Source organism: Mesorhizobium sp. B2-6-4 (assembly GCF_006441495.1).
Taxonomy (GTDB): Bacteria; Pseudomonadota; Alphaproteobacteria; order Rhizobiales; family Rhizobiaceae; genus Mesorhizobium.
This window is the reverse complement of the sequence record NZ_VFUE01000002.1, coordinates 230,099-244,746: the sequence shown is the minus strand read 5'-3', so window position 1 is coordinate 244,746 and position 14,648 is coordinate 230,099. Positions and strand designations below refer to the sequence as shown.

The 14,648-nt window shown below is 62.6% G+C and carries 11 protein-coding genes and 1 tRNA gene; 2 read left to right on the top strand and 10 right to left on the bottom strand.

Going from position 1 to position 14,648, the window contains the following annotated elements; translation table 11 throughout:
- Positions 1 to 148: 148 nt before the first annotated feature.
- The 7 genes from FJ426_RS03605 to FJ426_RS03575 form a co-directional block, all read right to left on the bottom strand.
- Complete coding sequence (locus tag FJ426_RS03605; RefSeq protein ID WP_140559117.1) at positions 149 to 2,191, bottom strand: hydantoinase/oxoprolinase family protein; 2,043 nt, start codon at positions 2,189 to 2,191, stop codon at positions 149 to 151.
- Positions 2,192 to 2,370: 179 nt separating this feature from the next.
- Positions 2,371 to 2,526, bottom strand: a complete 156-nt coding sequence (locus FJ426_RS03600) for a DUF559 domain-containing protein (RefSeq protein WP_140491671.1) — start codon at positions 2,524 to 2,526, stop codon at positions 2,371 to 2,373.
- A gap of 116 nt (positions 2,527 to 2,642) precedes the next feature.
- Positions 2,643 to 3,269 (bottom strand): CDGSH iron-sulfur domain-containing protein, encoded by a 627-nt coding sequence (locus FJ426_RS03595; RefSeq protein WP_140491673.1) that lies wholly within the window; start codon positions 3,267 to 3,269, stop codon positions 2,643 to 2,645.
- 107 nt (positions 3,270 to 3,376) lie between these two features.
- Positions 3,377 to 3,748, bottom strand: a complete 372-nt coding sequence (locus FJ426_RS03590; protein WP_140559118.1) for a hypothetical protein — start codon at positions 3,746 to 3,748, stop codon at positions 3,377 to 3,379.
- Between the two features lie 115 nt (positions 3,749 to 3,863).
- Positions 3,864 to 4,220 carry a hypothetical protein gene (locus FJ426_RS03585; RefSeq protein ID WP_140559119.1) on the bottom strand — a complete coding sequence of 119 codons (357 nt, stop codon included), beginning with the start codon at positions 4,218 to 4,220 and terminating at the stop codon, positions 3,864 to 3,866.
- Positions 4,221 to 4,268: 48 nt separating this feature from the next.
- The gene (locus tag FJ426_RS03580; RefSeq protein WP_140514172.1) at positions 4,269 to 5,753 is read right to left on the bottom strand and encodes an aspartate aminotransferase family protein; all 1,485 of its coding nucleotides are present in this window, start codon (positions 5,751 to 5,753) and stop codon (positions 4,269 to 4,271) included.
- A 12-nt stretch (positions 5,754 to 5,765) separates the two neighbouring features.
- Positions 5,766 to 6,854: a pyridoxal-phosphate dependent enzyme gene (locus FJ426_RS03575; RefSeq protein ID WP_140559120.1), complete on the bottom strand. Its 1,089-nt coding sequence runs from the start codon at positions 6,852 to 6,854 to the stop codon at positions 5,766 to 5,768.
- Between the two features lie 231 nt (positions 6,855 to 7,085).
- Here FJ426_RS03575 and FJ426_RS03570 point away from each other — a divergent pair, with 231 nt between their 5' ends.
- Positions 7,086 to 9,179 (top strand): transcriptional regulator, encoded by a 2,094-nt coding sequence (locus tag FJ426_RS03570; protein WP_140559293.1) that lies wholly within the window; start codon positions 7,086 to 7,088, stop codon positions 9,177 to 9,179.
- Positions 9,180 to 9,276: 97 nt separating this feature from the next.
- Entirely contained in the window at positions 9,277 to 9,453 is a 177-nt protein-coding gene (locus FJ426_RS03565; RefSeq protein ID WP_181165187.1) for a hypothetical protein, read from the top strand.
- Between the two features lie 218 nt (positions 9,454 to 9,671).
- On the opposite strand, the gene FJ426_RS03560 is transcribed toward FJ426_RS03565, so the two are convergent.
- The 3 genes from FJ426_RS03560 to FJ426_RS03545 form a co-directional block, all read right to left on the bottom strand.
- Entirely contained in the window at positions 9,672 to 13,472 is a 3,801-nt protein-coding gene (locus FJ426_RS03560) for a hypothetical protein (RefSeq protein WP_140824732.1), read from the bottom strand.
- A gap of 171 nt (positions 13,473 to 13,643) precedes the next feature.
- Positions 13,644 to 13,728: transfer RNA gene (locus tag FJ426_RS03555), tRNA-Leu, on the bottom strand.
- A 285-nt stretch (positions 13,729 to 14,013) separates the two neighbouring features.
- Positions 14,014 to 14,634, bottom strand: a complete 621-nt coding sequence (locus FJ426_RS03545; RefSeq protein ID WP_140559122.1) for a 2,3-bisphosphoglycerate-dependent phosphoglycerate mutase — start codon at positions 14,632 to 14,634, stop codon at positions 14,014 to 14,016.
- Positions 14,635 to 14,648: the final 14 nt, after the last annotated feature.

The following is a 14,648-nucleotide window of genomic DNA, read 5'->3' as shown; positions in this document are numbered from 1 at the left end:
AGGAATGCCGACCTCGGCAAGTTTCGGTATTTCGTGCAGTCGGTCGACGTCGAGTATGAGCGGGCGCTGCTCCGAGACGCTGGCGGGACAGCGCCCCCCTCTGGCCTGCCGGCCATCTCCCCCACAAGGGGGGAGATTACACCCTCCATCACACCGCGATCCGTGGCCTGCCCGAAGCCACCGCCACCACATGTGCCTCGATGAACATACGCTGGGCTTCGACGGTGGAGACGCGGAATTCGGTCGCGACATCGATCTCGGCGCTGTCAGTGCCGGCATCCCTGGCGCGCTGCGCAGCGATGCTGCGCACATCGGCCTCGGCGGCCGCGATCGCCGCCGCCTCGTCGAGGAAATCGCGCACGGTTTCGCCCGAGGCAAGACGGAACAGACCTTCCTTGGGCTGGCTGACGCGCGCCTCCGCCGATACCCGGACCTGGCCGACAACGGCGCCGAGCGCGTTGGCGACGTCGGTGTCATCAGGCACCACGCAGTCATTGCCGACCAATGGCGGGAGTCCGGCATAGTGCAGCGGCGCGGAGGCACCGAGGCCGATCACCGGCCGGTCGAGCGCGACGCTCAGGCGCGCAATGCCGGGATGCGCGTCGACGGCGCGCTGCACCAGCGCATGCGCAACGGTGGCCGCGCCGTCGAGCCCGTCCTCGGCGAAGGCGGTTTGGAGGATATATTCGGCCGACCAGCGCGTCAGCGCCGCCAGCACGCGCTCCGAAATCGCCTCGGGAGAGGCCGCGATCGCCTGGCCGCGGCCGTCGCGCTTGCGGGCAAACAGCTCTGCGCCGAGGCGGGCGGCCGCGGCATCCCAGTTCGCCTGCTTGCCAAGCACATGCGCCGCATCCGACGGGGTGAAACCTGAAATGTGCACCAGCCCGCGCGACACCAGGCGGTTCAGGGTAGCGTTCTGGGCATTCGAGGTCAAAAGCCTGTCGAGGGGCAAGGGCATTGCGCCGATCGCTTCATAGAGCCTTGCTTCCGGAGCCGTCAGCCCGGCGGCAAGACGGTCGGGCACGCCGGTGCGCACCGCGAAGCGGCCGTCCATGCGGCCGGTGTTCGGCGCGCGCAGCTGGCGCTCGAGTTCCGCCAGAACGGCCTCGCGATGCACCATGCCGGCCAGCGCCAGCGGCACCAGCCGGCGCGGTCCAAGCAGGAGCCTGGGGTTGAGAGCGCCGTCTTCCAACGCTACTTCGGAATCGCCGCCGAGGCCGAAGGTGCGCATGGCGACGGCCTCGACCATGGTGCGGAAGCCGCCGACGGTGGCGCCTTCCGGATCGAGCCGCGGCCGTCCCTTGTCGAGCACCGCAACGTCGGTGGTGGTGCCGCCGATGTCGGAAACCACCGCGTTTTCCAATCCGGTCATGTGGTGCGCGCCGACCAGGCTGGCGGCCGGGCCGGAGAGAATGGTCTCGATCGGCCGCTGGCGGGCGAACGCCGCCGACACCAGCGCACCGTCGCCGCGCACCACCATCAGGGGCGCGGCGATGCCGCGCGCCTCGAGAAAGCCTTCGGTCGCCGCCACCAGCCGGTCGATCATCGAGATCAGCCGGGCGTTGAGCAGCGTCGTCAGCGCCCGGCGCGGGCCGCCGAGCTTGGCCGACAATTCATGGCTCGCGGTGACCGGCAGGCCGGTTTTCTCCCGGATCAGCTCGCGGGCGGCGATCTCGTGCGCCGGGTTGCGGGTGGCGAAATAGGCGCAGACGGCAAAGCCCGAGACCGAGCCGCCGAGTCCGGGCAGCGCCGCCTCGAGGCCGGACAGATCGAGCTTGGCGGTATTGCCATGCACATCGTGGCCGCCGGGGCAGAACACGACCGGATCGGTGCCCAATGCCGCCTTCAGCCCATCGCGGGCAAGGTCCGCCTCGGAAAAGCCGATCATCACCAGCGCGACGCGGCCACCCTGGCCCTCGACCAGCGCGTTGGTGGCAAGCGTCGTCGACATGGAGACAAGCTTGATGGCGGCCGGATCGGTGACCGCTTTTTCCAGAACCGCGTCGACGGCGCCGGAAATGCCAACGGCGAGATCGTGCCTGGTGGTCAGAGCCTTGGCCTTGGCCAGCACCTTTCCCTTGTTCGGCCCGCTCTGCGGGCCTTCGGTTTCGGACCACAGCACGGCATCGGTGTAGGTGCCGCCGGTGTCGATGCCGAGGAAAAGAGGTTTTGGCTTGGTCTTGGTGGTCATTTTTTAGCAGGTCCGGACGAGCAGATTTCTCTGACCCAGCCCTTAGCCGATACGGACGGGCTGATAAAGCAGCGAGCGCTGGGCCACGGGATGGGCCACGGGAAGAGTTCGATCTCCCCCCTCGTGGGGGAGATGGCCGGCAGGCCAGAGGGGGGCGCTGTCCCGCCTACCTTCTGCGGTTACGGCCCCTCCAGCGGATTGGTCGACGACGCATCTGCAAGCCCGACCGTATTCACAATGCGCTGGCAGACGTTGTCGATGTTGCGGACGACATCGTCATTCCAGAAGCGCAGGACGTTTGCGCGATACGTTGGAGACAATAGGGTATGAGGCATTGTGATGCTCGGTGCCCGGTGGCTATTGCGGTTCGCGCTCTACGGCGCCCCCCTCTGTCCTGCCGGACATCTCCCCCACGAGGGGGGAGATTGGCAGCTTCAATGGCAGGGTCAACCTACCCCACGAACCCAACCTTTTTATGCGACCCATCGCAATACGGCTTGTTCGCCGAATGGCCGCAGCGGCATAGGAAGGCGCGTTGCGTGCGGTCGACCGTGTGGCCGGTGCCGGTGACGATTTCGACATTGCCTTCGAGCTTGAGCGGCCCGTCTTTCGTCGGCGTAACCTTGAGTGGCCCGTCGCGCGCGTCCAGCGCCGGCGTGTCCTTCAGCGCCGGCTCGCCGGTGGCGGCAAAACCTGATTTGTTGTGGCTGCCGTCGCAGAACGGCTTGTTCTGCGACGCGCCGCAGCGGCAGAGCGTGGCGCGGTGTAACGTCTCGCCGTCGAGCATAATCTCGGCGTGGACGGCCAGCGGGCCATTTTCCCTGATGCGCACGGTGTTGACCACCGGCGGCCTTTCCTGCGGCCCGCCATCCTTCCTGACATAGGTAATGGCGCCTGACGGGCAGCTTTCGGCAATGGCGACGATCTTCTCGACGCTGGCCGCGTCGGGATGGATCCACTCTCCCGGCGCGTTCGGCACGAAGACATGCGGATCGCCCAGCACGCAATTGCGCGAATGGATGCAGCGCCGGCCGGCAAAGCCGACGTCTATCTTCTCGCCCTCGACCGGACCTGCCATCGCCTTGCTCCTGTTGCCTGACGCACGCCGCCTGGATGCGGCGTGCTTTGGGTGCTGTTCTTGCAGGCTATGCCCCAGGCAGGAAAAGCGTCAAGCTGGCAAGCCGGTCAGGGAACCAGTTCGATTTCCTCGGTCTCGCCGCCGCTGCAGGTATAGCAGCAATCGTCGCATTTTTCCTTGTCGCCGGGGCCGACGCCCCAATAGGTGCCTTCGTCGCCGTCGACCCAGGCGCCGTAGCAGATCGATTCGCCCTCGTCGCAGGAGACCGGCAATTGCCTGGTCTCGCCGTCATCGAGGTAGAAATCCTTGCCGTTGCCCGGCCACACATAGTCGCGGTCCTGGCTGTAGAGCTCGAGGCGCATGGCATTGGGATGGCTGTTCTTGATGGCGAAGGTGACGTCGCCGGCATGGGCCGACGGCACCAGCAGTATGGCAAGAGACAGCGCGGCCAGCGAGCGGCGCGCATAGGCGTAGAACATGATATCCCCCAAAAATAAACGGCCCACCCGGCCGCCTTGCGGGCATTGCACGGGGCGAGCGATCGCTAAAGGGGGCGACCGCGACAATCCCGGACTAATTTTGGGGAGATTGGCGCTACTCCACCAGGTCGACGGTCTCGGTCGAATGGTGCACGCAGATGAAACAGCAATCGTCGCAGGGCCGGTCGTTGTCCGGGCCGACGCCGGCCGAGATGGCGTCATTGCCGTTGACCCACGCGCCGTAGCAGATGCGTTCGCCCTCATTGCACGAAATCGGCACCGATTTGCGTGAGCCGGGATCGATCAGGAACACCTTGTCGTCGCCCGGCCAGACCGTTTCGCGGTCGCGGCTGAACAGTTCGACCGCAACGGCCTGCCCGCGCTGGTTCTTGACGAAGAAAGCCATGTCGGCAGCCCCAGCCGAGGTGGTGAAAACCAATGCCGCGAGTGTGGCCGAGCGAAAGAGCGTCACGATTGGACCTTTCGAATCATGCCAGCAGACTCGCATGGCCGCCGCGAACTAGGAAGCCGCCTCCGCCGCGATCTGGCGTCCCAGCCGCAGCGTTTCCCGCACCAGCAGGTGAAGATCGTCGCGCCGGGTCCGGTGGTTGGTGATCGCCACGCGCAGGCAATGCTGGCCTTGCACCGTCGTGTCCGACAGTGCCGCAATGCCTTGTTCCTGCAAACGCAGCATGATCTCCGTGTTGAACCGCTTAAGCTCCTCGCCGGACGCCCCGGCAAGCCGATGCCGGAAGCAGACGATGTTGATCGTGGTCGGCGCCATCAGCACCAGCGACGGCTCGTCCTCGATCAGTCCGGCGAGATAGGCCGCTTGCGCGATGTTCTGGTCGATCAGGCGGCCGAATTTGTCGATGCCATGCTCCTTCAGCGCCATCCATACTTTGAGCGCGCGAAAGCCGCGCGACGTCTGCAAACCGTAGTCGTGCAGCCATTCGCCGGAGGCGAGACCACGCGGCGTCGATTCCAGATATTCGGGGGTCACGGCGAAGGTACGGCGATGCGCGAGGGCGTCCCTGACCAGGGCGCAGCCGGCCTCGAACGGCGCGTGCAGCCATTTGTGCGGATCGAGCGCGATCGAATCGGCCCATTCGATGCCGGCGACGCGATGGGCGTTCTGCGGAGCGATGGCGACCAGGGCGCCGATGCAGCCATCGACATGGAACCAGAGCTCTTCCTCATGCGCCAGCTTGGCAAGCGCCCGCAGGTCGTCGATCGCTCCGGTGTTGACGGTGCCGGCATTGCCGATGACGCAGGCCGGTTTGAAGCCCGCCTGGCGGTCCTCGGCAATTGCCGCCCGCAAGGCAGCGATGTCGATGCGCAGCCCGGCATCGGTCGGTATTCGCCGCAAGGCCCGGTTGCCGAGGCCGAGCGCCTCCATGGCCTTGCGGTGACAGGAATGGAGCTGGTCCGAGCCATAATAGCGCAGGGGCTTCTCGATGGCGGCAACGCCATGCTCGCGCACGTCGATGCCGGCCTTGACGTTACGCGCCACCGTCAGCCCGATCATGTTGGCCATCGAACCGCCGCTGACCAGCGTGCCGCTGGCCGAGACGGGAAACCCCAGCATTTGCTTGCACCAGTTGACGACCTGGCAGTCCATCAGCCCGGCGGCATGGTTGCCGCCGCCGAGGTTGGAACCCTGGATCGCCGCCAGGAAATCGCCGAGCGCGCCGGTGAAGTTGCTCGAGCCCATGTACCAGGCCCAGAAGCGAGGATGGATGTTGCCCATCGGGTATGACATCACGGTGCGGGAGACCTCGCCATAGACGGCGGCCAGCCGCGCCGGCGTTCGCGGCAGGGGTGCGGCGAAGACCTCCCTCACGTCAGCCGGCACCTCCCGCCAGACCGGACGGTCGCGCACGTCGCGCAGATAGTCGACGGCATCGTCAATGACCCGGTGCGACAGGGCCTGCACATCGGCCCAGTCCAGGGGGTCAAGCGTCTCCTCGGCCACAGCGCCAAGGGTTTCCTGCGCGACGTCCATGACAGCCTCCCGTCAAGCCGCCGGGAACTGGCAGCCGGGCGTCGAGCGCGACAGCGCCGTCTCGTCGGCGTCCATCTCGGCATCGATGCCGTCGAACAGCGGCGTCGTCATGTAGCGTTCGCCTGTGTCGGGCAGCATGCACAGGATCACCGATCCGGCCGGCGCCTTCTCGGCGACCTGCCGCGCCACGGCGAAGGTGGCGCCGCCGGAAATGCCGGTGAAGATGCCTTCCTTCTGCGCCAACGCCTTGGCCCATTTGATGCCCTCGGGCCCGGCGATCGGCATCACCTCGTCATAGAGACCGGCATCGACCGCTTCCTGCAGCACGTTGGGGATGAAATCAGGCGTCCAGCCCTGGATCGGATGCGGCTCGAAGGCCGGGTGGCTGGCGGCGGGCGCCCCGTCGACACCGCGCTGCTGCGCCTTGCCGCTGCCGATGAGCTGGGCGTTGGCCGGCTCGGACAGGATGATACGGACATCCGGCCGCTCACGGCGCAGCACGCGCGCCACGCCGACCACGGTGCCGCCAGTGCCGTAGCCGGTGACGAAGCAATCGAGCCGCGAGCCGGCGAAATCATTGATGATCTCGCGCGCCGTCGTCGCCTCGTGGATGGCGGCGTTGGCCCTGGTTTCGAACTGTCGCGCCAGGAACCAGCCATTGGCCTCGGCCAGCTCCACGGCCTTCTTGTACATGCCGAACCCCTTTTCGGCGCGCGGCGTCAGCACCACCTTGGCACCCAGCATGCGCATCAGCTTGCGGCGCTCGACGGAAAAACTGTCGGCCATGGTGACGACCAGCGGATAGGCTTTCTGCGCGCAGACCATGGCGAGCCCGATGCCGGTGTTGCCGCTGGTGGCCTCGACGATGGTCTGGCCCGGCTTCAACGCGCCGCTGCGCTCGCCCTCCTCGATGATGTTGAGCGCCAGCCGGTCCTTCACCGAGGCAGCCGGGTTGAAGAACTCGGCCTTGACGTAGATCGTCGCGTGGGCCGGGCCAAGATTGTTGATGCGGATGACCGGCGTGTCGCCGACCGTGTCCAAAATGCTGTCGAACAGGCGGCCGCGGCCGGCCGTGGTTCTGATTCTTGCTTGCTGCAACATGTCTGGTCTCCTCGTCTGTGTTGGTACCTTGCGGTCACGGGCCGGTTACAAACCGGCGGCTTGGGCGGCGAGGTTTCGAGACCTTGCCGCGCTAGGGTCGCTCGACGTGCCGGCAATGCGGCTGCCCGCATCCCGGCGCGCAACTCGCAACCGGGTGCGTTCAGGCCGTGTTCGGTGATAAACGAGGGCCGACCGGCCAACGTGGGAGGAAGCGTGGGAGCAAGCGTGGAAATGCACGTGGAATCCGCTCGACCGAGCCTGGATCGCGGTAAGCCCGCTCTTGCCGTGCGCCTGCTCGGGCCGTTTGCGGTCGTGCGCGATGGCGTGCGGGCCGAATTGCCGGCATCGCGCAAGCTGCGCGCGCTGCTTGCCTATCTGGCGCTGGCGCCGCATCCGGTCGGACGCGCTCGGCTGTGCGAGCTCTTGTGGGATGTTCCGAACGACCCCAGGGGCGAGTTGCGTTGGTGCCTCAGCAAGCTTCGCGCCGTCCTCGACGAGCCGGGGCACCGTCGGGTCGAGACACAGGACGACACGGTCGCATTGCGCCTCGACGGCTGTTTCGTCGACGCGCTGGAGGTTAGCGCCGCCGCCGCGCAAGGGATCGCCTCCCTCGACGCGGAGCGCCTGCGATCGCTGTCGGAGCTGTTCGCCGGCGACTTTCTCGACGGTCTGGAGCTCGACCGCAGTCCGTTTTTCGAGAGTTGGCTGATCGCGCAGCGCCGCCGCTTCCAGTCGTCTCACGCCGCCGTGCTGGAGCACCTTGTCGCGGCGGTTCCGCCCGGTTCGGAGGCGGCAGCAGCCGGTCTTGACCGATGGGTGGAGCTGGCGCCGTTCGACGGCCGCGCGCATCTGGCGCTGCTCACGCATCTGGCCGGGCGCGGCGCCATCGGCGCGGCCGAGCAGCACCTGACGGCGACGGCGCAATTGTTCCAATCGGATGGGCTCGACTTCGGACCGGTGCGCGCGGCTTGGCAGGCGCTGCGCGACAAGCCAGCGGAAGATCGGCCAGCGGAAGATCGGCCGTCGGATCGGCCGTCGGATCGGCCGTCGGTAGATCGGCCGGCGGTAGATCGGCTTGCGGCGCAGCCCGCCGGCATCGCGGCATCGCCGCCGTCGCCCGCCCCAGTGGGCGTGGAGCCCAGCCACGCCTCGCTGGCGGTGATGCCGTTCGTCGAGACTGCCGGCCCTTGCGGCACGCGCGGCGGGATCGCCGACGGGCTGACCCATGACATCATCACGCGTCTGGCCAAGCTCAGGGATTTCTTCGTCATCGCGCGCGGCTCGGTCTTCGCGCTCGCCGAGAAAAACATCGCGCCGCAGGAAGCGGGGCGGCAGCTGAATGTGGACTATGTCGCCACCGGCACGGTGGGCACCGTGGCCGGCCGCGTCATCATCGCCGTCGAGCTCATCGAGGTTCGCACGGCCAGGATCGTCTGGGCCGAGAGCTTCGAGCGCCGGGCCGACGACCTCTTCGGCGTGCTCGACGATATCGGCAACGCGATCGTCTCGTCTATCTCGGCCGAGATCGAGACGGTCGAGCGCAACCGCGCCATGCTGAAGGCGCCCAACTCGCTCAACGCCTGGGAGGCCTATCACCGCGGCCTCTGGCACATGTATCGCTTCACCCAGCCGGAAAACGAGTTGGCGCAGCATTTCTTCGGCGTGGCGACGGCGCTCGACCCGACCTTCGCCCGCGCCCATGCCGGCCTGTCCTTCACCCATTGGCAAAGCGCTTTCCAGCGCTGGGGCGACCGCGACCACGAAAGCGCGCTAGCCTACGAGACAGCGGGGCACAGTCTCCTGGTTGACGAACAGAACCCTGCCGCGCACTGGGCGATGGGCCGGGCGCTGTGGCTGCGCGGCGAACAGGACGGATCGCTCTTCGAATTGGAACGGGCAGTGGAGCTCAGCCCCAATTTCGCGCTCGGCCACTATGCGCTGTCCTTCGTCCACTCGCAGTCAGGCGATCCGCAGGCGGCGATCGGCTCTTCCGACCATTCGCGCCATCTCAGCCCTTTCGACCCGCTGCTGTTCGGCATGCTGGGCGCGCGCGCCATGTCGCATGTGCGGCTCGGCCAGTTCGAGGAAGCGGCAGAATGGGCGCTAAAGGCGGCGGCGCGGCCCAATGCCCACGCCATCATCCTGGCGATCGCAGCACACTGCCTGGCGCTGGCCGGGCGGCTCGACGAGGCACACAATTTCGCCGCCGCCCTCCGCAAGGCGCTGCCGGACTACCGCGCCGACGATTTCATCGGCACGTTCCGTTTCGAGGCGGACGCGGAGGCATTGTTCCGGCAAGGCGCAAAGCGGATCGGATTGAACTGAGCCAGCGCAATTCCCGCCGGTTAACGATTTCGGAAGGGGTTGTTTAACCGTTCGTCGCTATGTCACCGCCCGGGAGGGGCATGACAGAGAGTGTATGATGAGCGACAGCCCTGACAAGCGCAATGAATGGCGCGCCATTCTTTACGTACAAGCCCGCGTGGCGGTTCTGTTCGTCCCGGTCGTCGCCAGCCTGCTGATCATCGCCGCACTTGCCGGCAACGACCGCAAATCCGTTCCCGCCGTCGACCGGACGGTGACAGGCTCCGTGCGATAAACGGTTCGGCAGCCTTTCAGCCCTTTAAGAACCTCTGGCCTTCGGCAGATGGTCGGGCTGCCGGAAGGGGCCATGGCTGGACCGCAGCGAAGCGGCCGCCAGGGTTGAAGTGGTTTGTTTCGGGGACTGACCGGAAGGGGAGGTTCTTCTTGGATCTCTGAATCAGACCGAGCGGTTCGAAGGGAATTTGAAAGCCCTGATCGCAGTTTCGTGTGCGGCTACTCAAAACGTTCGTCCCAATCACGATACTGTTGCCGTTCATATCTCTGATATTCGGCTGCTTGTTGCTCCAGGCGGGCTTTTGCTTCGTTGATTTCATCAAGAGGTATGTCTTTATGCCTCCCATGAAGTTGATCGAGCAGGGCGGCACGAGATCTGACGAGCGCTGCACGTGACCCTGACCAACTTGTTGGCTCTATCCGATCTACAAAGATGTGAAATATCCTTAACCGGTCTTCTGCACAATCTATCAATGACAAGGCTAGCGGGGACCAACCCTTTGTATTTTCATCCCGATCATGATCAAAAACGACGCAATGATGTGCAATAAAAGGACCACGGGTAGCGAAATCCGCCGAGCACCAAAGAACTACGGCTTCAGGTGGCGCAGAATTTATCGGCCGCTGATGATAATCCCAAGCAGTCGCGCTGATAATGGCGCCAGCGGTTCGATATCCACCATCATTGTCTGGTTTGAATATCTCGTCTAGAAGTGCAGGCGCATGATGCTTGAACATAGGATTTAGAAGACCAGGTAGACGATAATATTCATGTCGACTGATCTTTCTTTGAAGTTTACGCACTATTTCCAAAGCGTCTGCTTCAGCATCGCCCCCTTCGAAGGCAAAGCTGCAAACCGTTTCGAAATAATGGTCGTCTCGTATGTCTTGATCTAAGTCGAGACTGCAAAGGAATCGCCTGCAAGTATTCCGAAGTTCCCGTCTGTAATCTTCGGACTTGTCGTCGGCAAGATGAATGACCATTGCGAGAACATGCGCTGCATATTTTTGACCATCTCTGGCTGCGGAAATCGCAAGAACTAGGCGACAAATTTGCTCTGCGGATAGTGTCTCCGTGACCATCCCTCCGCCCAAACTATCAAAGCGAAAGGTAGCGGTTAATGCCAAATCGGCGGATAAGATCAGTCGTTCGACGGCGTCTTCATTCAGCTCGACACTTGTCTGCAGTGTTGGAAAGTACGGACCCCAGAGTACGTCGCTCACGGCCACATCCATAAATTTGGAAATGGCCGAGGCGTGCGTTTTTCCGGCGCCATGTAGAAAGGGACGTATGAACCCAAAATTCAGATCACGAGAACCGGAGCGGCAAATCGCTTGTTTGATTTCCTCCAAGTAAGAAACGGGATCACTAATTGTCTCTCCCACACCCACACCAAAGCTCCAACCGTCCCCCTGAAAGTTAATGGTCAGGTCTGAGGCCAACTCTGAAAGTGCATCTCGGTCTGCCCCTGCCCGTTGTCCGAGTTGGCGCATAGTTTCCGACCAGGACCGATATTGCTCTGAGGGAGTCAAATCACTGCCCGGCGCTAGATCATCCACCAGAAATTGGCCCCCCGTCAGTACTTTCGCTCGTATTTCCGTCACAAGGTCGATTGGTGCTAACGCAGTCTCAAGCACAAGCAAGCGTTCGGACGCCTTTCCACTCGCCCCCTTACGGATGGTTGTTTTCACAGCACGCCAGCCCTCAGGCCATCCGTCAATCGAGAAGAAAACATTGGCCGCGACTTCAAGCTTTTCTGATAGACTGGTGCGCGACCAAAGCCCCAGAAATTTGTCGGCGAATGTCGATCTTACCTTTGCACCAACAATGGTCCTCGCAATTCCAAACTCCATAGCTATCTCAACGAAACCCGAGAACCACTTTTGCACATCGTCCTTGGTTCTCGGGTGCCAGCCATAGCTCCTAGTGCGAGCGCCGAAATCGAACGTCTGTGAGGGCATGAAGTTTGAGGTCTTGAGGGCTGCGCCGAGAAACGTAAGCCCAAATTCACGCTCACTGATCTCCTCTGACGAGAGATAGCGTCGGACCAGCGCTGCCCGCGCTTGATGAGGAGTTTCCGTTCCTGAAAACTGAACGTAAAACAGCGATTTAACCGCCTGGTTGGCAGAGTTCTGATTGTATCCTGGCCCCTCCGCTTTCGCGAATAGCATTAATGTGGCAACACACTTTTCGAAAAGATGGGGCTCATAGGCGGCTGACTTGAGCACTCGAACAAATTTTGAACGCGCAGCATTTCTAGTAGAAAGAAAATCGGGATTTTCTGTAGCTTGAGCAATTGCGGCTACTGCTGCGCTCGGATCGACCGCAGCGATGTTCCCGAACATCTCTTGGCCCAATTCGTTCAGTGTGTCAGGCTTTCCAAGCAAGCCATCTCGGCCTAGCCACTCGGATGCTATCGTTATGGCCACCTTTTCGTCGTGCAGATACCCCAGCCTCCTAGAGAACGATCGAGCTATTCTTTTGCTCGCCTTGTCGACAAAAGTTCTTTGGAGCGTTTGAATGGGGAAGTTCTGAAATGCCCTTTGCGCGAGGCGATTGGCAATCGCTGGTGGAAGCACGGCCCGCCATCGGCCTCGCTGCTGAACTAACCCGCGCCTTCTCAGCTCCTCAACATGAGCATACAGCCGGTTAAAGGACGTTCCAGCAAGGGCCGCCAGCATAGGTAGCTCTGCATCGTCTCCCCCCTCCAGCTCCCCTTCGAACGAATAGAGCATCGAACAGACCTCTGCGGCCCTGAGCAATTCGTTGTCTTCGGCCTTCGTTTGTTGGAAGAGGCGGATAAAAAGTTGCTCGTCTTCAAGCTTCGACAGTTGCCCCCCAATGGATGACGTTTCCGCGAGAGCAAAGGCGACACGAACATTCCCCCCTGAAAAATCCGAGATCGTTTCGACGTCTTGGCGTGTCAGGTTCGGATACCTGTTGCTGACCAACTGCCTTATCAACTCATCAGAGCACGGCTCTAGCCGATAGGAACTCGTACCCTCCGGAATATGTTCTCGAAGATCGTATTCAACAGTCACGAGCGAGAGCACGCTGTTTGGCTGCTGTACTTTCTCGGTAAGGCGTTGATGAAGATCGAAGCCGCAATTGTCGACGACTAGCAGGCCACGGTCCTCTCTAGCGTGCAGCGCTTCCACTAGGTGTATTGGAACTGGGCGCGGATCGTCGGAAAGGTCCGTATACAGGACCTCGTTCCGGTTGAGGGGCGGGCTTGACGTAATCAGCCTTTCGTCGAAAAGAGCTTGCACAAGGCGGGTCTTGCCTACACCGGATAATCCGGTGATACGAACGGACGCCCTTTCCTTGTTGAGATCGCGCCGGATGCGATCGATTGCGGCGGCAACCGTGATGCCATCGCTTGCGTCCGGGACAAGCACCTTGGCCTTTTCATCGAGCATATATGTTGCGTTCACATCGGTCTCACGATGAGCCCAAGCGCCAAAGGATTGCCATCCCTGCGCGCTGCGCCCGCAGAGTTCACGCACCCACGCAACAAGTGAAGGATATTTTTCAATCCAGGTGGCAATTCGTCTGCGATCATAAAACTCGACTGTTACTTTACCTGCCAATCCAGCTTCCGACAGACATTTATTCATTGTCGCCAATCTGCGCTTGTGTGCGCTATCCGCGACTGACGATTTCGAGGAAACTATTACGTAGGCCCCTTTCCTTACCGCGAGTTCCGAAATAGATGGCCGAATTGCCCCCCTTGGCATCATTTCCTCGACGATATCGGCGCTCGCAAAATTTTCAGTCTTGACCTGAAAACCTGTCTGAGACGCGGGTATGTTTCCGGAGATTTTCTCTAGAGCTCCAAGGGCAACTCGTACGTCGATACCACCGTCTTCGGCACGCTGGTCGCCGCCCCATGTCACGGCATTGGTTGAGAATCCCGCTGACCTCACGTCCGCTTGTGCAAGGCGAGCAACGAGCTCGCGAAGGTCGGAGTCTGAAAGATTTTGGACATCGTCTGCGCTTACGTTGAGATAACTGCTCATGCCGACACTTTACCTATGAAGGTAAGCACAACATACCCGTAGCAGATATCGGATTATACCTGGGTGGTGGACAACCAGGCGGCCCGACGAATCGGCGGTACGAAAAAAGCCCGGACGAGCCGGGCTTTTCCTTAGAGTCTCTGAACCGTCGAACGGTTCGAAACGGGAATTTGGTGCCCAGAAGAGGACTCGAACCTCCACTCCTTGCGGAACACGGACCTGAACCGTGCGCGTCTACCAATTCCGCCATCTGGGCTGGTGCGGGCTCAATAAGCGGGCAAGCGGTGCGTGTCAACGCGGTTTTTTTTCGAGGGCTGCCGCGCGCCGGCTCAGTTTCGGGCGTTGGCGCCGCCCCTCACCTGCCTGCCGGCATCCTCTCCCCGTATAGTGACGGGGAGAGGGGCGCTTTCATCAACGGTTTCGCCAATCACCAGCGTTGCGGCCAGCCCTTTCTCCCCGTCACTATACGGGGAGAAATGTCCGGCAGGACAATGAGGGGCGGCGCCGACTTTGACAATTTGGTGACCGGGACGCTTGCCGGTCAGCCCTCCAGCACTTCCTTCGACGCCACGGTGGAATCGGCGTTGAGCGTGTAGATAACCGGCACGCCGGTGCCGAGCTCCAGCTTGACGATCTCCTCGCCCGACTTGCCGTCCAGCGCCATGATCAGCGCGCGCAGCGAATTTCCGTGGGCGGCGACCAGGACCGTGCCGCCGCGCAGCACATGCGGCTGGAGGTCGTGCAGGTAATAAGGCCAGACGCGGGCGCCGGTGTCCTTCAGGCTTTCGCCACCGGGGGGCGGCACGTCGTAGGAGCGGCGCCAGACATGCACCTGCTCCTCGCCCCATTTCTTGCGCGCGTCGTCCTTGTTGAGGCCGGAGAGGTCGCCATAGTCGCGCTCGTTCAGCGCCTGGTCGCGGACGGTTTCCAGGTCGCTCTGGCCGACGGCGTCAAGAATGTGCTGGCAGGTTTTTTGCGCCCGGACCAGCGCCGAGGTGAAGGCGATGTCGAACTTCAGGCCGCGTGCCTTGAGCTTCCGGCCGGCTGCCTTGGCCTCGGCGTGGCCCTGTTCGGTCAGGTCGACGTCACGCCAGCCGGTGAACAGGTTCTTCAAATTCCATTCGCTCTGGCCATGGCGCACGAGCACGAGGGTTCTCGACATTTTTGCTCCTCTGG